Below are 19,905 nucleotides of genomic sequence, written 5' to 3'. Positions count from 1 at the left end.
CAGACACCCCCCGCAGGAGCGGCCGAACCCGCCGAAACACCACGCGGGGAACCAGCCCCAGCGGGAGCGGCGGAACCCTCCGCAGTGCCGCGCGGGAAGGCACCCCCGCCCGGAACGGCCGAACCCGCCGCAGTGCCGCGCGCGGAGACACCCCCCGCAGGAGCGGCCGAACCCGCCGAAACACCACGCGGGGAACCAGCCCCAGCGGGAGCGGCGGAACCCTCCGCAGTGCCGCGCGGGGAACCACCCCCGCCCGGAACGGCCGAACCCGCCGCAGTGCCGCGCGCTTCCGTCGTCGTACCGCCGCCGGGCACCGCCCGTGCCGGGCCCTCGCCCGCGCCGGGCGCGGCCTGGGTGGGCGGAGCACCGGTGGGGCGTGCCGTCGTGTCCGAGTCGCCGTCGCCACCCGAGGGCCCGACGGGCCGCGGGGGGACGGGGGCGTGGCGCGCTTCCGTGCTCATGCACCCCCCGTTTCCTCGTGCCCGTGCCGTTTCACCGGGCACGGCCGTCCTCGTCGCCCCGCCCGGCGCGGACTCGTCGTCACCGGACACGCATACCCGTACGAGCGATCCGCCATCCCGGCTCAACGCCGCGGCCGGAATCACCTCGCGGTTCCGCCGATCGTGCGCGTCACTCTACGGGCTGCCCCGGCCCCGGCGGGAACCAGTCCAGGAGCCCAGGGGGATCTGCCCGGAACATCCCCCTACCCTGCGGTAATCAGGTCTGGCAGGCTGCGCCCATGACTGCGCGCGCCGCCGACCGGGCCCGTTACGACCGGGCCACCGCCCAACTCGACGCCCCTGTGGCGATCGTGGACCTGGACGCCTTCGACGCCAACGCGGACGACCTCGTCCGCCGGGCCGGCGGCAAGCCGATCCGGGTCGCCAGCAAGTCCGTACGCAGCCGGGCCCTGCTCGAACGCGCCCTGGCGAAGGACGGCTTCGCGGGCATCATGTCGTTCACCCTCGCCGAGTCCCTGTGGCTGGCCCGCTCGGGCTTCGAGGACGTGCTGCTCGCCTACCCCTCCGCCGACCGCGCCGCCTACGCCGAACTCGCCGCCGACCCCAAACTCGCCCGTGCCGTCACGGTGATGGCCGACGACCCGGCGCAACTGGACCTGATCGACGCCGCACGCGAGGGCGGACGTGAAGTCGTCCGGGTCTGCCTGGAGTTGGACACCTCGCTGAGGCTGCTCGGCGGGCGCGTGCGGGTCGGCGCGCGCCGCTCCCCGCTGCACTCCCCCACCCAGATCGCCGACATGGCCCGTACGGTGGCCCGGCGGCCGGGGTTCGCGCTCGTGGGGATCATGGCGTACGAGGGGCATGTGGCGGGTGTGGGCGACGCGGTCGCGGGGCGGCCGCTGCGTTCGCGCGCGATCCGGCTGATGCAGGCGGCGGCGCGCAGGGAACTCGCCGAGCGACGCGCCGCCGTGGTGCGGGCGGTCCGGGCCGTGGCGCCGGACCTGGAGTTCGTCAACGGCGGCGGCACCGGCAGCGTGCAGCACACGGCGGCGGAGGACGCGGTCACCGAGGTCGCCGCGGGCTCCGGGCTGTACGTCCCGCGGCTCTTCGACAACTACACGTCGTTCCGGGGCCGTCCGGCGGCGCTGTTCGCCCAGCCCGTCGTACGGCGCCCGGGGGTGGGGGTCGTCACGGTCCTGGGCGGCGGCTACCCGGCCTCCGGCGCGGCCGGCGCGGACCGGCTCCCGGTGCCGTACCTGCCCGAGGGGCTGCGCTACGACCCCCAGGAGGGTGCGGGCGAGGTGCAGACCCCGCTGCTCGGCTCCCCCGCCGACGACCTGCTGATCGGCGACAAGGTGTGGTTCCGGCACGCCAAGGCGGGCGAGTTGTGCGAACGGTTCGACACGCTGCACCTCGTCGAGGGCGATCGTGTGACGGCGGCGGTGCCGACGTACCGGGGCGAGGGGCACACCTTCCTCTAGCTCCGGACTCCTTCCTGCAGCCACGGACTCCATCCCGTAGCCCGGGCCCCCGGGAGCCCGTGGCCCCGGTCTTCCGGTGTCTCCGGCTCAGCTCGACGGGCCGATGCTGCTGCCCACGCCGCCGCCGGTCGCGGCGTCGCCGATGGGCCTGATGCCCTTGGTGATCCTGTCCATGTCGGCCGGCGGCGGGCCGTCCGGACCGGCGTCGAAGACGAAGCGGACGAGCACCGGCGCCTGGGTGCCGGCGCTGGACGGGAAGACGAGCGACTCGACGTAACCGCCCGGCCCCTTGGCCGTTGCCACCAGCCGGCGCACGAAGTAGCCGGCCCGGCCCGCGACCGCGACCTGCCCGGACGCGACGGTCCGCTGGGAGGTGATCCCTCCGTAGAGGCGCTGGCCGATCGCGTTCCGCTCGTACGCCTCGTCGGCCGCGTCCTGGATGTCCCGCCTGGCCAGGGTCTCGGGGGTGGTGCCCTCGGCCGCGGTCGCCGTGCGGGTGATGACCAGGCCGTGCCGGCACAGCCCCACCCCGGCGGGGCAGTCGTAGACGCCGTGGGTGGTCATGACGACGTCGTCCTGGGCGATGTTCTCCGGTTTCTCCCAGCCCTCCGGCAGCGGCAGGGTGATGCCGTTGAGCTGGTCGACGGCGACGGCGGGATCGTCGTCGGCGGAGGCTGCCGGGGACGGCGACGAGGTGGCGGTGGGGGCGCTCGTGGGCGTGGCGGACCGTGTGCCGGTGGCCGGGTCCGCCGTGCCGCCGCCCCTGTCGTCGCGGCCCAGCAGGACCGCGCCCGTGACGACCGCGGCGACCAGGACGGCACCCGCGGTGACGAGGGCGACGGCCTTGACCCGGGACGGCCCCGCGCCGCCGGGCGGTGACGCGGGCGGCAGCCCCGGCAGCCCGGGGGCGCGCCGGTGCTCGGTCCAGGCCGTGCCGTCCCACCAGCGTTCCAGGTGGGGGGCGTTGGGGTCGCGGTACCAGCCGGGCGGGGGCGTCATGCTCACCCCGGCACTCTATGCACCCGGTCCGTCGGATTCATCGGCCGGTGGCCCCACGGGCAGCGGTCCGGGAGACCGTGCTCGCGTGCGCGGTCCGCCGAAACCGCTGAAACCGCCGAATCAGCCGCGATCGCGCACGCGTCAGCCGCCGTCACGCAACCGTCCCGGCTCCAGCCCGAGTTCACGCTCGGCCGTGGTGAACAGCAGGGTGTCGAGCGCGGGGTGGGTGAACCGCGTGTCGTCGTTGGCGTAGGAGCCGAGGCCGTCGATCGCCACGAGGATGACCACGCACGCCCCGAGGGCGTCGTCGGTGGTGAAGTCTCCCGCGCGCACACCGTCCTCGATCACGGCGGTCAGGGCGTCCCGCGTGATCGCCTCCTGCTCGGCGACGACGCGCAGGAGGTTCGGGCGGTAGCGGGAGAGGTGGCGGGCGTTGAGCCAGAGCCGGCCGAGGTCGACGAAGTCCTCGCCGCCGAGGCGGCGCAGCAGGCGGCTCAGCCGCCGCACCGGTGGCAGCCCGGCCTCGGCCTCCGGCAGCAGGGCCTCGCGTTCACGGGCGACCGCGCGCACGAACGCGTCGCACAGCAGGTCGTCGATGGTCGCGAAGTAGTGGCTGATCAGGCCGGGGCGCACCCCCAGCTCGTCGGCGACGAGCTGCATCGTCACACGCTCCAGACCCCGCTCCAGCGCGAGGCGGGCCGCCGCCTGAAGGATCTCGGTCCGTCGCTCGGCCGCGGTTTTCCGCGTCCGCGTGGCCCGGGGGGTTGACGTCATGCCGATCACACTATTGGATGGCGCACCAACAGTCTATTGGTGTCAACACCAACAAGGCTGGCCTCGGCCGCACCCCACGGACACCTCGGTGGCGAGGACAGTGCCGTCTTTTCGTCTCTTCGAAGGAACCACCCATGCAGCGTTCCCCGCGCTCCCCGGCGGGCCCCGACGTGGCCGCCCCCGCCCCCGGACGTGACCGGGCCGGACTCGTCGAGAGCCGTGGCATCGACTGCGTGCCCGACTCGGAGCGGCACGGTACGGCGCGTGAGCTGTTCTCCGTCTGGGCCGCGCCGAACGTGAGCTACCTCAGCTTCGTGGTCGGGGGCACCCTCGTCCTGATGGGGCTGTCCCTGGCGGAGTCGCTGGCCGTCATCGTCACCGGCAACCTCTTCTGGCTCCTGACCGGGTTCATCGCCGTCAGCGGCCCCGCCGCGGGCACCTCGGGCTCCGTCATCTCCCGGGCCATGTACGGCGTCGTCGGCAACAAGGCCGTCGTCGCCCTCACCGGCTGGCTGATCTCCTCGCTGTACCTCGCCCTGAACTGGTCGGCGGCCTCCGTGGCCGGCCTCGGCCTGGCGGGACGGCTCGGCCTGCCGGACTCCGCCGCGCTGGACGCCGCGGTGGTCTGCGTGATCGCCGGCGCCACCATCCTCGTCGCGATCTACGGACACGCGACGATCGTCCGCCTGTACACGGCGCTGACCATCGTCCTCACCATGGTCTTCGTCGCCCTGAGCGTGATGGTGCTCGGACACACGAACTGGTCGTACACGCCCGCCGAGCAGCTCACCGGGCTCGGCCACCTCGTCGTCCTGGCCTCCGGCTTCACCATCGTCGCCTCCGCCCCGCTGTCGTACTCCAACAGCCCGGACCTCTCCCGCTACCTGCCGCGGCACACCAGCGGGCGGGCCATCACGCTGTGGACCGCGTGCGGCGCGTTCCTGCCGAGCGTCGTGTTCACGACGATCGGGGCCCTCGCGGCCACGACGCTCGACATGAGCGACCCGCAGGCGGCGCTGGAGAACGTCATGCCGCACTGGTTCGTGCCCGTCTTCGTCACCGCGGTGGTGGTGAACACCGTGGCGAACAACGGCCTCACCGCCTACAGCTCAGGACTGTCCATGCAGTCGATCGGCGTGCGGCTGCCCCGGATGATCGCCGTTCTGGTGGTCGGCGTGATCGGCACCACCATGACGCTGTTCGCGCTCCTGGTCTTCGACTTCCTCACCGCCGTGAACGCCATGATGGAGCTGGTCGTGATCGTCACCGGCCCCTGCATGACCGTCTACGCCGCCGACATCGTCCTGCGCCGCAACCGCTACGACGGCGAACTCCTCCACGACCAGAGCCGTACGAGCCCCTTCTGGTACCGCGGGGGCGTCAACTGGGCCGGTGTGGTCGCCACCCTGGGCGGCGCCGCAGCGGCGACGCTGTGCGCCAGCTCCACGTTCTGGGCCGGCCCCGTCTCCGCGGCCATGGACGGTCTCAACCTCGCCATACCCGTCGGCGTCCTCGGCTCGGCGGCCCTGTACTGGGCCCTGTCCCGCGCCTTCGGCACCTTCGCCCCGACGCCCTCCCCCACGACCGCTCGGCACTGACCGCTCAGCACGGAGAGAACGCCCATGAACGCCGACCTCATCGTGCGTGCGGCACGGATCGAGAACTTCGACCCCGCGCCCGGCCCGGCCACGGACACCGTGGTGGCCGTCCAGGACGGCAGGATCGTCGCCGTCGGCGGGGACGACGTCCTGCGCCACTGGACGGGCGCCGCCACCGACGTGCTGGAATTCCCCGGAGCGACCCTCACGCCGGGACTGACCGACTCCCACGCCCATCCGGTGTGGGGGGCGATCGAGGTCGGCAGCGGCCTGGACCTCGGCGGCCTGACCACGCTCGACGCGGTGTGCTCCCGCATCGAGGACCGCATCGCGGAGCAGGGCCGCGAGGCCTGGGTGACCGGGTTCGACCTCGACATCAACGTCTTCGACGGGGAGCCCACCGGTCACCCGCTGGGGCGGCGCTTCCCCGGCGTGCCGATCTCGCTCATGACCCGCGACGCGCACTCCCTCGTGGTCAGTCCGGCCGTGGTCGACCGCGTCGGACTGACCGGCGCGGAGACCTTCGACGACGCCTCCGAGATCGTCGTCGGACCCGACGGCCGGCCCACCGGCTTCATCGTCGAACTCCAGGCCATGGACCTCGTCCTCGACCACTACCCCGAGGTGCCGCTCCCGGTCGCGGCCGGCCATGTCGCCGACCGGCTGCGCGAGTTCGCCGCGACCGGCCTCACCGGCCTGCACGCGCTGGACTTCACCGCGCCCTCCGAGGACGTCTACCGGGAAATCGAGAGGCACGGGGACCTTCCGCTGCGGGTGCGCTGCTCACCGCTCGTGCCCGCCGACTCGGGACGGGACGTGTGGGAGGCCGTCGCCGCCCAGCAGGGACTCGCCGGGCGCCGCTGGCACGTCGCGGGCGCCAAGCTCATGCTGGACGGCACCGCCGACAACGGCTCCGCCTGGTTCGAGCACCCCGACGTCCTCGGCCAGAACCGGCGGCCGCTGTGGAAGGACGTGGAGGGCTACCGCGAGGCCGTCCGGTTCTTCACCGAGCGCGGCATCCCCACGGCCACCCACGCCATCGGCGACCGGGCGGTGCGCACCGCCCTCGACGTGATCGAGGAGGCCGGCCACGCCGCGTCCGCCCCGCACCGGATCGAGCACATCGAGTCGATCCCCGACGAGCTGCTCCCCCGCTTCGCCGCGCTCGGCGTCGTCGCCGGGCTCCAGCCCGTCCACGCGACCCGGATGACCAGGGCCGACCAGCAGGACAACTGGTCCCGCCGGATCGGGCCGCAGCGGGTCGCCCACGGCTGGCGCACCCGCGACCTGCTGGACCACGGCGCCGTGGTGGCGCTCGGTTCGGACTGGCCCATCGGCATCGCGGACCCGCGGACCGCCCTCGCCGACGCACAGTTGCGCCGGCCCGTCGAGGAGCGGACGGCCGCCCCCGTCCAACCCGGCCAGCGGATCAGCGCCCGGGAGGCCTACGCCGGGATGACCCGTGCCCCGGCCGTCGCGGCGGGCGCCGCCGACCGGCTCGGCCGGATCGCGCCGGGCTACCTGGCCGACCTCGCCGTGTTCGCCCGCGACCCCCTCGACCTGACCCCCGAACAGCAGACCGCCAACCCCGTGCTCGCCACGGTCGTCGGCAGCTCCGTCCTCCAGCACACGCCCCAGGAACGCGCCTCGTGACCTCCGCACCGTACCCCCGCCCCGACCACCGCCCGCACGTGAGCGCCGACGGCGCCGACCCCCGCCTGCGCGGCCGGATCCGGGGCCGGCAGCTCGCCGACGTGCTGCACGGCACCCTCGACGCCTACGACCGGCTCTTCACGCTCGCCGGCATCCGGCCGGCCACGGTCCGCGACGACGCCGACCGCGCACTGGACGCCGTCGGCGCCTTCCGCCCGGCCCTGCGCGAGCAGATCGAGGGCATCGCCGAGGGAGCCGGGGCCGAGCCCTGGCGGGTCGCCTCGCTCAACGCCCGCACCGAGATCCTCGCCCGAGGCAGCGCCGTCCCGCCCGGCGAGTGCTCCACCATCGTGCGGCGGCTGCGGACTTCCGACGGGGGCAGCACCCACGTCGGAGTGCAGACCTGGGACTGGCACGTCGAGCTCAGCTCCTCCTGGCACACCCTCGAATCCGCCGGCGGCACGCACCGGTACGTGGGCATCACCGAGCACGGCATCCTCGCCAAGATCGGCGTGAACAGCGCCGGACTCGCCCTGCACTTCAACATCCTCGGCCACCGGGACGACCGCGCCGGCGGCATCCCGGTGCACGTCCTCGCCGCGCTCGTCCTCGAGGAGGCCGGCAGCGTCGAGCACGCGCGGGAGATCCTGCGCGAGGCCCCCCTCACTTCGTCCGGGTCCTTCACGCTCTTCGACGCACACAGCGCCGTCCTCCTCGACCTCAGCCCGGTGGGGGTCTTCGAGGTGCCCGAGGTGGCCGAGGGAACGCATCTGCGCACCAACCACTTCCTCACCGCCGTACCCTCCCGGCACGAGAAGACCTGGCTCTACCAGCCCGACTCCGGCGAGCGCTACGCCTTCCTCCGCGACCGGCTCGCCCGCGATCCCGTCGAGCGTGCCGGCGAACTGATCCAGCGGTTGGTGACCGGCCCCGGGGAACCACCGGTGACCTGCGTTCCGGACATGTCCGGTCCTACGGGCAGCCGCTGGGCGAGCCTGGCCACCGTCGTACTCGACCCGGCCTCCCGCACCGCACAGATCCTCGACGGCACACCCGCCGAGCACACGACCCGCCCCTGGCGCTCACTGCACGCCTGACCCGGTTCCCACAGAGCAGAAACATGAACCCGCTCGCAGGCCGGGGGCCAGCCCGGCCTGCGAGCGGGTCCCTGACCCCGGCCCGACGCGGCGGGCTCCTGGCCTCGGCCTGGCGCGGCGGGCTCCTGACCCAGGGCCGGAGCCCGGTCTCGGCCCGGCGGGGCAGATCTCCAACTCCAGCCCGGTACCGCGGACTTCCAACCCGGCCCGACGCAACGGCTTCCCAACCCGGCCCGGACCCACCGCCTCTCCCCGACACGGCCGGTTCCTACCCCCGCCGCCGGACGCCCGACCCAGCCCGGCACGGCGCGCCTCCCGACCCGGTCCGCGGCCCCCGTCTCAGCCGGCCCCCGGCCTCGTGCGTTGTCCGGTTCCGGTTCCGGTTTCCGAGCGTGTCAGGGACAGGAGTTCGCGGGCCGGGCCCACCGGGCGGTGGCCGGTGGGCCAGACCGCGCGCAGGTCGCGTTCGAGGGTGACGCCGTCCACGGGCACGGGAACGAGCCGGCGCAGGGACAGCTCCTCGCCCACCGCGAGTTCGCTGAGCACGGCTGGTCCCGCTCCGCTCACCGCGGAGGCCTTCACCGCCGTCGTGGAGGACAGCTCGATCAGCGGGCGCGCCAGGCCGCCGAGCGCCGCGTCCAGCACCTGCCGGGTGCCGGAGCCCTTCTCCCGCAGGATCAGCGGCGTGGTGGCCAGTTCCTGCGCGGACAACGGCCGCCGGCGTCGGGCCCACGGGTGGGCCGGCGCGGTCACCACGAGCAGGCGGTCGTGGCCGATCACGACGGAGTCGAGACCGGACGGCACCGACACCCCCTCCACGAAACCCAGGTCCGCCTCGTTGGCCAGCAGCCGCTCCGCGACCACCGCCGAGTTCCCGGCGAGCAGGGACACCGCCGTGTCCGGCCGCCGGGTGCGCAGCGCGATCAGCCATCCCGGCAGCAGGTACTCCGCGATCGTCATGCTGGCCGCCACCCGCAGCCGCGAGTCCCGCCGGTCCCGCAGCGCCTGCGCGCCCGCGTCGAAGGCCTCCGCCGCCTCGACGACCCGCCGCGCCCAGTCGGTGACCAGCGCACCGGCGTCCGTCAGCCGCGATCCGCGCGGCGAGCGGTCCACCAGCGCCACACCCAGCTGCCGCTCCATGGAACGGACCCGGCTGCTCGCCGCCGGCTGGGTGATGCCCAGCTCCCGCGCGGCCCCGCCCAGGCTCCCCAGCCGCGCCACCGCCAGCAACAGCTCCAGCGCGCCCAGGTCGGGCACCCGGTGGCCCAGCGAGGTCCCCGGCCGCCGTCCCGCGCCGTCTCCTCCGTTCACCTCAGTCCTCCCGGTACTCCTCATAAGGCCAGCTTATGTCGTGATAGACACAAACCCCCTGGTGGGAGCGTATGGACCGGGAAAAGCTGGAGTCATGGTCATCGCAGCCCACACCCTGCCCCGGCAGGCCGCACCCCGGCCCCGCGTCCCCGCCGTCCGCCATCTGGGCCCCAACTGGTACGCCTCCGTCATGGGCACCGCCGCCGTCGGCACCGCGGGCGCCGCGCTGCCGCCGCACATCCCGGGACTGCGCACCGTGTGCACCGCCGTGTGGGCCCTCTCCCTCGTCGTGCTCGTGGCACTGCTCACCGCCCGCACCCTGCACTGGACCCACCACCGCGACCAGGCCCGCGCTCACCTCCTGGACGCGACGGCGGCACCGTTCTACGGCTGTCTGTCCATGGCCCTGCTGGCGGTCGGCGGCGGCGCCCTGTCCGTCGGGCGGGACTGGATCGGCACCCCGGCCGCGGTCGCCCTGGACGCCGTGCTGTTCACCGCCGGCACGGCCGTCGGGCTCACGGCCGCCGTGGCCGTGCCGTACCTGATGGTCGTGCACCACCGGATCGAGCCGCACCAGGCGACGCCCGTGTGGCTGCTGCCGCTGGTCGCACCCATGGTGTCCGCCGCCCTGGGACCCGCCCTCGTGGCGCACCTGCCGGCCGGACAGGCCCGGTCGACCCTGCTCCTCGCGTGTGTGGCGATGTTCGGGCTCAGCCTGCTCGCGACCCTGGTCGTACTGCCGGTGATCTTCGGCCGGCTGCTCACGGCGGGCCCGCTGCCGCTCGCGCTGACCCCGACGCTGTTCCTGGTCCTCGGCCCGCTCGGGCAGTCCACCACCGCCGTCGGCGCCTTCGCGGATACGGCACCCGGTGTCGTACCGGCCCCGTACGCCGGCGGTTTCGCCGTGCTCGCCGTGCTGTACGGCGTCCCGGTCATGGGCTTCGCGCTGATGTGGTTCGCCTTCGCCGCCGCCCAGGTGCTGCGCGCCGCCCGCCAGGGCATGGGCTTCGCCATGACCTGGTGGTCGTTCACGTTCCCGGTGGGCACCTGCGTCACCGGCGCCGCGGCCCTCGCCCGGCACACCCACCTCACCGCCTACAGCGCCCTCGCGGTCGGTCTGTACGCCGTCCTCGTGACCGCCTGGGCCGCCGCGGGCGTGCACACCGCCCGCGGGCTGATCAGCGGCGCGCTGCTCGCAGCGCCTCGCCCAGCACCCGTGGAGCCCGCGCCAGTGACGGCCCGTACCACGTCAGGTGCCGCCCGCTGACCAGCGCGCAGGGCAGTCCGGGGAAGGCCTCGGGACCGTCGTCGGCGGTGAAGCGGTACGGCTCGTCCGGCAGTACGACGACGTCCGGCGCCGCCGCCCGCAGTTCCTCCAGCGGGACGCGCGGATAGCGCTCCGCGTGCCGGGCGTAGAGGTGGTCGACGCCCAGGCGGGCCAGGACGTCACCCGCGAAGGTGTCCCGGCCCAGCACCATCCAGGGCCGCCGCCAGATCGGTACGACGGCCGTCGTACGGCCCCCGGGCACGGGCGGTGACGACCAGGCCGCCTCGGCCTCGTCCAGCCACCGGGGCCGGCCGGTCCCGCCGCATGCGCGCAGCACCCGCGCCAGTTCGCGGAAGGCCTGCGGCAGGTCCCTGATCTCGGTCACCAGGACCTCCAGACCCGCCGCGCGCAGGGCGTCGAGGTCCGGCGCCCGGTTCTCCTCCTCGTTGGCGATCACCAGGTCGGGGGCGAGGGCGGCGATCCGGTCCACCTTGGGGTTCTTGGTGCCGCCGACCCGGGTGACGTCGAGGCCGGCCGGATGAGTGCACCAGTCGGTGGCGCCGACGAGCACGCCGGGCAGGGACACGGCCACCGCCTCGGTGAGCGAGGGGACCAGCGAGACGACCCGCATCAGCGCGACCGGTCCTGTACCGCCTCGATGTGCTCGGCGACCGCGACCACGACCACCCGGGTGTCGGCCACGGTCGCCCGCCAGCGGTGGCGGACCCCGCCGGTGAGGTACATCGTGTCGCCGCGCGCCAGCCGGTAGGCCCGGCCCTCCGCCTCGATCTCCACCGCTCCGTCGGCGACGTACATCAACTCGTCGTTGCGGTGCTGGAATTCACGGCCGGCGTCGTGGTCCCCGGTGAACTCCGAGGCGTGCAGCTGGTGGTGGCCGCGCACCAGGGAGCGCACCCGGGGTTCGGGTTCCAGCTCGGTGACCTCGGCGCGCACGACGTCGACGCTGCACGCCGGGTCGGCCGCCGCCAGCAGTTCCACCGCGGTGGTGCGCAGGGCGTCGGCGACCTTCTCCAGGGAGGTCTGGCTGGGCCGGGCCCGGTCGTTCTCGATCTGGCTCAGGAAGGGGACCGACAGGCCGCTGCGGTCGGCCACCACGGCGAGGGTGAGCCCCAGCGCGCGGCGGCGCCGCCGGACGGCCGCGCCCACTCGAAGGGGCCGCTCTTTGTTGTCGCCCATCGCTCCGGCTCCCTCCTTCGCTCGTCGGTCCGCTGCTCGTGGGCCGCTGCCCGTGGGCCCGGCTCCGGGCGCACTCCTTCTGATGAGTTCTCTGCACCCTACGCATGTTCGGCAAACAGTTTCCTGTCGCCGTCATGTCCCTGTAAGGATCGCGCGGGCCCCGGGCGCGTGGGGGTGGCTCTGCGTGGTTGGCCGGATTCCTTCTGTGGACAAGCGTGCGGGGCGGGCCCGTCCCCCGCATCGCAGGGCGACGCGGGGCGGGCCCGCCCCTTCGGCGGTGTCCGGGTCGGCGGCTACTGCGGGGTCATCCGCGCCGGGACGTCGGGGTGCTGCTTCAGCCAGGCGGTGACGGCCTCGGCCTCGTGGCCCTGACCGTGCTGGTTGATCTCGCTCTCCAGGCTGCCGAGCTCGTCCTCGCTCATCCTGAAGTTCTTGATCCACTTGGTGAGCTGCGGGTACTGCTCGGGGAACTTGGCGCTGGAGATGGTGCGCACGGTGTTGCCCTCGCCGAAGAGCTTCTTGTCGTCGGCGAGCTTGGTGAGGTCGTAGCGGCTGTACGCCCAGTGCGGCGACCACAGCACCACGGCCACGGGCTGCTTCTTGGCGTACGCGCGCTTGAGCTCGGCGAGCATCGCGGGCGTGGAGCCGTCGACGACCTTGTACTCCTTGTCCAGGCCGTAGCCGGGCAGGACCTTGTCCTTCAGCAGGGTCATCTCGCCGGTGCCCGGCTCGATGCCGATGATCTTCCCGTTGAAGGTGGACGCCTTGCCCTTGAGGTCCTCCAGGGACTTCACGCCCTTGACGTAGGACGGCACGGCGATCTCCAGGGAGGTCGGCTCGTACCAGGTGCCGAGGTCCCTGAGTCTGTCCTTGTTCTTGTCCCAGTAGTTCTTCTGGGCGTACGGCAGCCAGGCGTCGAAGTTGAGGTCGATGTCACCACCGGCCAGGCCGGTGTAGACCGGGCCCACGTCCATCTGCTTCAGGTTCATCCGGTAGCCGCGGCGTTCCAGGACGTTCTTCCACAGGTGGGTGACGGCGATGTCCTCGTCCCACGGGAACCAGGCGACGTTCAGGGTGCGCTTGGCCTCCGCCGGCTTGGCGGCCGAGTCGCCGCCGGGCAGCGGGGCGAGCTTGTCGACGACGCCCGGGTTGTCCTTCAGCCAGGCGCGGACGGCGTCCTGCTGGCGGCCCTTGCCCGCCTTGTTGATCTCGGCCTCGAGGCCGGTGAGCTGCTTCTCGGTCAGCTTGAAGTTCTTCAGCCACGCGCCGACGACCGGGTCGTCGTCCGCGAAGCCCTTGCGGGCCAGCGTGTGCACGCCGTCGCCCTTGCCCCAGGAGCCCTTGGGGTCCTTCAGCTTCTTCAGATCGAAGTCGCTGTACGCCCAGTGCGGTGACCAGAGCGTGACGACGATCGGTTCCTTCTTGCTGTAGGCGCGCTTGAGCTCGGCCAGCATGGCGGGCGTGGAGCTGTCGACGACCTTGTACTCCTTGTCCAGGCCGTAGTCCTTGAGGACCTTGCTCTTGAGCAGGGCCATCATGCCGGCGCTGGACTCGATGCCGGTGATCTTCCCGCCGAACTGGGCCGCCTTGCCCTTGAGGTCCTCGAGCGAGTTCACGTCCTTCATGTACGAGGGGACGGTCAGCTCCAGGGACGTCGGGCCGTACCAGGAGCCGAGGTCGTCGAGCCGGCTGCCGTACTTCTTCCAGTACTGGGCGTGGGTCGTCGGCAGCCAGGAGTCCGTCTCGAAGTCGACGTTGCCCTGGGCGAGCGCGGTGTAGAGCGGTCCGGCGTCGAACTGGCGGGCGTCCACCTGGTAGCCGCGCTGTTCGAGGATCTCCTTCCACAGGAAGGTGGACGCGACGCCCTCGTCCCACGGGATGTATCCGATGGTGATCTTCTTGCCGCGGCCGACGTCGCTGCCGTCGCCGGCGGTCGCGCTGCCGCTGCCTCCCGCGAAGAGGCCCATGCCGCCCGCGACCAGGGCGAGGATCACCACGCCGATCACGGCGATCTGCGGCTGCGGCCGGTAGGACCAGATCTTCAGGCCCTTGACGGCCCGCGCCTTGGCGGCGGCGCGCCGGCCGAGCGGCGAGACCTCGGTGCCCAGGGCGCTGGTCATGCGGTCGAGGTAGATCGCGAGGATCACGATGGCGATGCCGGACTCGGAGCCGAGGCCGACGTTGAGCTGACCGATGGCCTCGTTGACGTCGCCGCCGAGGCCGCCGGTGCCGACCATGCCGGCGATCGCGGCCATGGACAGGCCGAGCATGATCACCTGGTTGACGCCGGCCATCACGGTGGGCAGCGCCAGCGGCAGCTGGACGCGCAGCAGCGTGTTGCGGGGCGTGGTGCCGAACGCCTCGGCCGCCTCGACCAGTTCCTTGTCGACCTGGCGGATGCCCAGCTCGGTCATGCGGACGCCGGGCGCGAGGGCGAAGATCAGGGTGGCGACGATGCCCGCGGAGGCGCCCGTGCCGAAGAACAGGATGGCCGGGATGAGGTAGATCATCGCGGGCAGCGTCTGCATGAAGTCCAGGACCGGCCGGACGAAGGCGCTGACCCGGTCCGAGCGGGCCGCCCAGATGCCGACCGGCACCGAGATCACCAGCGCGATGATCGTGGCGACGAGGACCAGCGACAGGGTCACCATCGCGTCCGACCACAGCTCCATGGAGTCGATGAACGCGAACCCCACGAAGGTGAGCACTCCGGCGAAGGCGCCGCGCAGCCACCAGGCGAGCACGGCGAAGATGCCCGCGAGCAGCAGCGGCTCCGGCGCCTGGAGGACGGCGTTGATGCCGTCGTAGGTGCCGGTGAACACGGCCTTGAAGAAGTCGAAGAGCCAGGACATGTGGCCGAGCAGCCAGTCGACCGCGGAGTTGACCCAGTCGCCGAGCGGGATCCTAGGCACGGGCCACCGCCTTGTCGCCGCCCTTGTCCCGCGGCGCGTCGCAGCTCACCTGGGAACTCTGCTCGTCGCCCAGGAAGCCGACGAGGCGCCGGCGCGGGACGATGCCGACGAGGTCGCGGTGCTCGTCCAGCACGGCGACCGGGTGGGGCACGCGGGCGCTGATCGCGCACAGCTCGGTGAACGGGGTGTGCGGGGTCGCGGTGTCGCAGCCGCAGTCCGCCTCGTCACCGCGTACGTCGCGGTCCATGACCGACTCCGCGGTCAGCACCCGGGACCGGTCGACGTCCTGGGTGAAGGAGGCGACGTAGTCGTCGGCGGGGCGCAGCAGGATGTCCTCGGCGGTGCCGGTCTGCACGATGCGGCCGTCGCGCATGACGGCGATCCGGTCGCCCAGGCGCATGGCCTCGTTGAGGTCGTGGGTGATGAAGACGATCGTCTTCTTGAGCGTCTTCTGGAGCTGGAGCAGCTGGTCCTGCATGTCGCGCCGGATCAGTGGGTCCAGGGCGCTGAAGGACTCGTCCATCAGCAGCAGGTCGGCGTCGGTGGCCAGGGCGCGGGCCAGGCCCACCCGCTGCTGCATGCCGCCGGAGAGCTCGTCGGGCCAGGAGGACTCCCAGCCGGCCAGACCGCACAGGGCGAGCGCCTCGTCGGCGCGGCGTTCGCGCTCGGCGCGGGGCACGCCCTGCACTTCCAGGCCATAGGCGGCGTTCTCACGGACGCTGCGGTGCGGGAAGAGCGCGAAGTGCTGGAAGACCATGCTGATCTTCCTGGAGCGGACCTCGCGCAGCTCGCGGTCGCTGAGCGCGGTCAGGTCCTGGCCGTCGAAGCTGACGCTGCCGGCGGTCGGCTCCAGCAGCCCGTTCAGCATCCGCAGGAGCGTGGACTTGCCGGAACCGGACAGGCCCATGACGACGAAGATCTGGCCGGGATCGACGCTGAAGGAGGCGTCGATGACGGCGGCGGTGGTGCCGTCGGCGCGCAAGTCCTCGCGGTCGGCACCCTGCCGTAGCTTTTCGACTGCCTCGTCCGGTCGTCGGCCGAACACCTTGAACAGGTGCTGGGCCTGAAGTCTTGAAGACACGCGTACCTCTTGTCTCGGGGCCAGGAACGGGATGCGGAGGGCCGCTAACAGTTGAAGAAAGCAACCACCTTCGATCCGAGGCGCGCCTGCCCAGACCCGTTTGGCTCAAACCGAACGTGGCCTGCTTCACATCGCCCTCGGCTTCCGTTCACGTGGAATCCACGGTTCCCGGCCGTCCGGTGACTGTCGGTGCCGTACGGCATGATGCGAGACGTGACCGGACGACTGATGCTCCTCGACACCGCCTCCCTGTACTTCCGCGCCTATTTCGGCGTCCCGGAGTCGATCAGGGCCCCGGACGGCACGCCGGTGAACGCCGTGCGCGGGCTGCTCGACTTCATCGACCGGCTGGTCAAGGACCACCGGCCCGATCACCTGGTGGCCTGTATGGACGCCGACTGGCGGCCGGCCTGGAGGGTGGAGCTGATCCCCTCCTACAAGGCGCACCGGGTGGCCGTGGAGCACACCGGCGGTCCGGACGAGGAGGAGGTGCCGGACACCCTGTCCCCGCAGGTCCCGGTGATCGAGTCCGTCCTGGACGCGGTGGGCATCGCGCGCGTGGGCGTCGCAGGGTACGAGGCGGACGACGTGATCGGCACGTTCACCGCGCGGGCGACGGGCCCGGTCGACATCGTCACCGGCGACCGGGACCTGTACCAGCTGGTGGACGACGCCCGCGGGGTGCGGGTGCTGTACCCGGTCAAGGGCGTCGGCACGCTCCAGGCCACCGACGAGGCGGCGCTGCGGGAGAAGTATGGGGTCGACGGCCCGGGGTACGCGGATCTGGCGCTGCTGCGCGGCGACCCGAGCGACGGACTGCCCGGCGTGCCCGGCATCGGGGAGAAGACGGCGGCCAGGCTGCTCGCCGAGTTCGGCGACCTGGCCGGGATCATGGCGGCCGTCGACGACCCGGAGGCGAAGCTCACGCCGTCGCAGCGCAGGCGGCTCGACGAGGCGCGGCCGTATCTCGCGGTGGCGCCGAAGGTCGTGCGCGTCGCCGCCGACGTCCCGGTGCCGGACGTGGACACGGCGCTGCCGCGCGCCCCGCGCGATCCGGCGGCGCTCGAGGAGCTGGCGGCCCGCTGGGGCCTGGGAGGTTCGCTTCAGCGGCTGCTCGCCACGTTGCCGGCGTGACGGCTGCGGCGACGCGCACGGCCGGCGGCCGGACGGGAGAGGTACTCACCGGGGCGAGGTGTTAACTTAGGTAAACCTAAGCAAGGGGAATCAGGGAGGCCGTCATGGCAGAACGTCCGGCGCGCAAGCCGCGCAGGACCCACTCCGCGCAGGTCGTCCGGACCGAACGGCTGACCCCGCACATGCAGCGCGTGGTGCTCGGCGGGGAGGGCCTGGCGGACTTCTCGGCGGACACCTGCACGGACCACTACGTCAAGCTGCTGTTCCCGCCCGACGGGGTCACCTATCCGGAACCCTTCGATCTTCAGCGGATCCGCGAGGAGTTGCCGCGCGAGCAGTGGCCGGTGACCCGGACGTACACGGTGCGCGCCTGGGACCCCGGCCACCGCGAACTGACCCTGGACTTCGTCATCCACGGCGACGAGGGGCTGGCCGGCCCCTGGTCGCTGCTGGCACGGCCGGGCGAGACCGTGCACTTCCTGGGTCCCGGCGGCGCCTACGCCCCGGACGCGAGCGCCGACTGGCATCTGCTGGCCGGTGACGAGAGCGCCCTGCCCGCGATCGCGCGCTCCCTGGAGGCACTGCCCGAGGGCGCGACGGCCCACGCCTTCATCGAGGTCGCGGGTCCCGAGGAGGAGCAGAAGATCGACTCCGACGTGGAGGTGGTCTGGCTGCACCGCGGCGAGGGGCCCGTCGGCCGGGCGCTGGTGGAGGCCGTACGGGCGCTGCCGTTCCCCGAGGGCCGGGTGCACGCGTTCGTGCACGGTGAGGCCGGGTTCGTGAAGGAACTGCGCCGGCTGCTGCGGGTCGAGCACGCCGTTCCCCGCGAGGACCTGTCGATCTCCGGCTACTGGCGGCTCGGCCACGACGAGGACGGCTGGCAGGCCTCCAAGCGCGACTGGAACGCCCGGATCGAGACGGAGCAGGAGGGCGCGGCGCCGGCCGCGTGAGCCACGTACGAAAGCGGCGGTACCCGGGTCGGTACCGTCGCTCTCGCGTGGCTCAGACCGACCGCTGGTAGGAACGGAACGTCCGTATCGACAGCCACACCGCGGCCACCGCGAGGGCCAGCAGCGCACCGCCCCGGCTCCCCACGACACCCCAGTCGGGATGCGCGGACATCGCGGAACGACCCGCCACCATCGCCCAGTTGAGCGGGTTGAAGTCGGCGATGTGGCGCATCCAGACGGGCATCTGCGCGGGCGCCATGAAGGCGGAGGACAGGAACGTCAGGGGCAGCAGCAGGAAGGTGTTGATCCCGATGATGGACTCCCGCTCCTGCACCAGCATTCCGAGCGCGTTGGAAAGCGCCCCGAAGACCGTGCCCAGCAGCACCGAGGCGAGCACCAGGATCAGGACGCCGCCGACGCCTCCGGGGTAGTCGGCCCCGCCCAGCAGGCCGAGCAGCACGATGACGACGGACTGGAGGGCGGTGACCAGGCCGTTGTGGACCACGTTGCCGTTCATCAGGGCGGCCCGGCTGACCGGGGTGGTCAGGAACCGGTTGAGCGTGCCGCGCTGGATCTCCTCCAACGTGCCCATGCCGGCCCACATGTTGGAGCTGAGCGCGCTCATCACCACCACGCCCGGCACCAGGTAGTCCAGGTACGAGGTGGTGCCGAAGCCGCCGAGCTCGACGACCTTCCTGAAGAGGTTGCCGAACAGGAACAGCCAGATCACCGGCTGGATCAGCGTGATGACCGCGTAGGCCGGCTGGCGCGCGAACACCGTCAGCTGACGCTGGGTCATGTACCAGGTCTGCGCGATCGCGGTGCTCATCGCGCACCTCCGGCGAGGGCGAGGGCCCCGGTGCCGGGGGCTCCGCTCTCGGCCTCCGCCTCGGCATAACGCCGGCCCGCGTAGCGGAGGTAGACGTCGTCGAGGGAGGGGCGGGCCACGGTCGCCGCGGTCACGGCGACCCCGGCGCGCTCCAGGCCCGCGAGGAGGGCGGGCATGGCGGCGGCTCCGTCGTCGGCGCGGGCGCTGATCCGGCGTCCGTCGATCAGCACCTCGTGCACGCCGGGCAGGGCGCCCAGAGCGCTGCCGAGCACCGTACGCCCGGCCTCGCCGACCGCCTCGCGCAGCTCCACGTGGACCGCGTCGCCGCGCAGTTCGCCCTTGAGGGAGTCCGGGGTGCCCTCGACGACGACCCGGCCGCGGTCGACGATGGCGATGCGCTCGGCGAGCCGGTCGGCCTCCTCCAAATAGTGCGTGGTCAGCAGGATGGTCAGGCCCTCCTCGCCGGCCAGGCGGCCGATCTCGTCCCACATCGCCGTACGGGCCTCCGGGTCGAGGCCGGTGGTGGGCTCGTCGAGGAAGAGGACCTCGGGCCGGTGCACCAGTCCGAGGGCGACGTCCAGGCGCCGCCGCATACCGCCGGAGTAGCCCTTGACGGGGCGGCGGGCGGCGTCGGCGAGGCTGAACCGCTCCAGCAGTCCGTCGACCCGGCGGTCCAGGTCGGCGCCCCTCAGTCCGTAGAGCCTTCCCTGGAGCCGGAGGTTCTCGCGGCCGGTGGCGACCGGGTCGGCGCCCGAGCTCTGCGCGACCACGCCGATGGCACGCCGCACCCGGTCCGGGTGGCGCAGCACGTCGTGGCCGGCCACGGCCGCCTCGCCGGAGTCGGGGCGGGCCAGGGTGGTGAGGATCTTGACGGTGGTGGACTTGCCGGCGCCGTTCGGGCCGAGGAGACCGAAGACGGTGCCCGGCTCGACGGTGATGTCCATGCCGTTCAGGGCGGTGACGTCACCGGGATAGGTCTTGGTCAGCCGACGTGCCTCGACGGCGGGCGCACGGGTGGGACTCATGGCGGAGCTCTCCTGGACGAGTGGTTGTGGATGGGTGGCGAAGATCGCCGAATGATCCACGTGAGAGCGCCGGGCTATCCTGGGTGTGCCGCACCTCGATCGCCCGGAGAAGCCTCACGGTGGATTCGGCTCGGGG

The 19,905-nt window shown here is 72.7% G+C and carries 16 protein-coding genes; 7 read left to right on the top strand and 9 right to left on the bottom strand.

Annotation, left to right across the window (positions count from 1 at the left end; all coding sequences use genetic code 11):
- The first annotated feature begins 739 nt into the window (after window positions 1–739).
- Window positions 740–1,942, top strand: a complete 1,203-nt coding sequence (locus tag ACWC91_RS06330) for an amino acid deaminase/aldolase (RefSeq protein ID WP_450642273.1) — start codon at window positions 740–742, stop codon at window positions 1,940–1,942.
- Between the two features lie 87 nt (window positions 1,943–2,029).
- On the opposite strand, the gene ACWC91_RS06325 is transcribed toward ACWC91_RS06330, so the two are convergent.
- Both ACWC91_RS06325 and ACWC91_RS06320 read right to left on the bottom strand, forming a co-directional pair.
- Window positions 2,030–2,941, bottom strand: a complete 912-nt coding sequence (locus ACWC91_RS06325; protein WP_281154459.1) for a DUF2510 domain-containing protein — start codon at window positions 2,939–2,941, stop codon at window positions 2,030–2,032.
- Between the two features lie 141 nt (window positions 2,942–3,082).
- Complete coding sequence (locus ACWC91_RS06320; protein WP_376501620.1) at window positions 3,083–3,715, bottom strand: TetR/AcrR family transcriptional regulator; 633 nt, start codon at window positions 3,713–3,715, stop codon at window positions 3,083–3,085.
- Window positions 3,716–3,849: 134 nt separating this feature from the next.
- On the opposite strand from ACWC91_RS06320, the gene ACWC91_RS06315 reads away from it, so the two are divergent.
- Genes ACWC91_RS06315 through ACWC91_RS06305 form a run of 3 tightly spaced genes read left to right on the top strand, consistent with a single transcriptional unit; the run spans window position 3,850 to window position 8,063 of the window.
- The gene (locus ACWC91_RS06315; protein WP_376501622.1) at window positions 3,850–5,313 is read left to right on the top strand and encodes a purine-cytosine permease family protein; all 1,464 of its coding nucleotides are present in this window, start codon (window positions 3,850–3,852) and stop codon (window positions 5,311–5,313) included.
- A 24-nt stretch (window positions 5,314–5,337) separates the two neighbouring features.
- The gene (locus tag ACWC91_RS06310) at window positions 5,338–6,966 is read left to right on the top strand and encodes an amidohydrolase (protein ID WP_450642275.1); all 1,629 of its coding nucleotides are present in this window, start codon (window positions 5,338–5,340) and stop codon (window positions 6,964–6,966) included.
- Window positions 6,963–8,063, top strand: a complete 1,101-nt coding sequence (locus tag ACWC91_RS06305; protein ID WP_376501627.1) for a C45 family autoproteolytic acyltransferase/hydolase — start codon at window positions 6,963–6,965, stop codon at window positions 8,061–8,063. Before ACWC91_RS06310 ends, ACWC91_RS06305 begins: the two co-directional genes overlap by 4 nt.
- A gap of 339 nt (window positions 8,064–8,402) precedes the next feature.
- Here the strand turns inward: ACWC91_RS06305 and ACWC91_RS06300 are convergent, their stop codons facing one another.
- The gene (locus ACWC91_RS06300) at window positions 8,403–9,398 is read right to left on the bottom strand and encodes a LysR family transcriptional regulator (RefSeq protein WP_225076159.1); all 996 of its coding nucleotides are present in this window, start codon (window positions 9,396–9,398) and stop codon (window positions 8,403–8,405) included.
- A gap of 70 nt (window positions 9,399–9,468) precedes the next feature.
- Between ACWC91_RS06300 and ACWC91_RS06295 the strand changes: the two genes are divergently transcribed.
- Complete coding sequence (locus tag ACWC91_RS06295; RefSeq protein ID WP_376501629.1) at window positions 9,469–10,641, top strand: TDT family transporter; 1,173 nt, start codon at window positions 9,469–9,471, stop codon at window positions 10,639–10,641.
- On the opposite strand, the gene ACWC91_RS06290 is transcribed toward ACWC91_RS06295, so the two are convergent.
- The 4 genes from ACWC91_RS06290 to ACWC91_RS06275 all read right to left on the bottom strand — a co-directional run bounded on the left by ACWC91_RS06290 (window position 10,553) and on the right by ACWC91_RS06275 (window position 15,831).
- The gene (locus ACWC91_RS06290; protein ID WP_450642066.1) at window positions 10,553–11,272 is read right to left on the bottom strand and encodes a helical backbone metal receptor; all 720 of its coding nucleotides are present in this window, start codon (window positions 11,270–11,272) and stop codon (window positions 10,553–10,555) included. The genes ACWC91_RS06295 and ACWC91_RS06290 overlap by 89 nt on opposite strands.
- Window positions 11,272–11,838 carry a helix-turn-helix domain-containing protein gene (locus ACWC91_RS06285; RefSeq protein WP_225076156.1) on the bottom strand — a complete coding sequence of 189 codons (567 nt, stop codon included), beginning with the start codon at window positions 11,836–11,838 and terminating at the stop codon, window positions 11,272–11,274. The genes ACWC91_RS06290 and ACWC91_RS06285 overlap by 1 nt, the downstream gene beginning before the upstream one ends.
- A 293-nt stretch (window positions 11,839–12,131) precedes the next feature.
- On the bottom strand, window positions 12,132–14,750 hold the full coding sequence (locus tag ACWC91_RS06280) for an ABC transporter permease/substrate binding protein (RefSeq protein WP_450642065.1): 2,619 nt from the start codon (window positions 14,748–14,750) through the stop codon (window positions 12,132–12,134).
- Window positions 14,743–15,831 carry a quaternary amine ABC transporter ATP-binding protein gene (locus ACWC91_RS06275; protein WP_225076154.1) on the bottom strand — a complete coding sequence of 363 codons (1,089 nt, stop codon included), beginning with the start codon at window positions 15,829–15,831 and terminating at the stop codon, window positions 14,743–14,745. The genes ACWC91_RS06280 and ACWC91_RS06275 overlap by 8 nt, the downstream gene beginning before the upstream one ends.
- Window positions 15,832–16,035: 204 nt before the next feature.
- On the opposite strand from ACWC91_RS06275, the gene ACWC91_RS06270 reads away from it, so the two are divergent.
- Entirely contained in the window at window positions 16,036–16,965 is a 930-nt protein-coding gene (locus tag ACWC91_RS06270; RefSeq protein WP_225076296.1) for a 5'-3' exonuclease, read from the top strand.
- A gap of 104 nt (window positions 16,966–17,069) precedes the next feature.
- Window positions 17,070–17,915, top strand: coding sequence for a siderophore-interacting protein (locus ACWC91_RS06265; protein ID WP_225076153.1), 846 nt, complete (start codon window positions 17,070–17,072; stop codon window positions 17,913–17,915).
- A 52-nt stretch (window positions 17,916–17,967) separates the two neighbouring features.
- On the opposite strand, the gene ACWC91_RS06260 is transcribed toward ACWC91_RS06265, so the two are convergent.
- Together ACWC91_RS06260 and ACWC91_RS06255 are read right to left on the bottom strand one after the other, a co-directional pair.
- Window positions 17,968–18,744 carry an ABC transporter permease gene (locus ACWC91_RS06260; protein ID WP_450642063.1) on the bottom strand — a complete coding sequence of 259 codons (777 nt, stop codon included), beginning with the start codon at window positions 18,742–18,744 and terminating at the stop codon, window positions 17,968–17,970.
- A complete protein-coding gene (locus tag ACWC91_RS06255) occupies window positions 18,741–19,769 on the bottom strand; it encodes an ATP-binding cassette domain-containing protein (protein WP_450642061.1) in 1,029 nt (342 codons plus the stop codon). The genes ACWC91_RS06260 and ACWC91_RS06255 overlap by 4 nt, the downstream gene beginning before the upstream one ends.
- Window positions 19,770–19,905: the final 136 nt, after the last annotated feature.

This window comes from Streptomyces sp. NPDC001204 (genome assembly GCF_053598035.1).
This window is presented reverse-complemented; position numbering and strand designations above follow the sequence as displayed.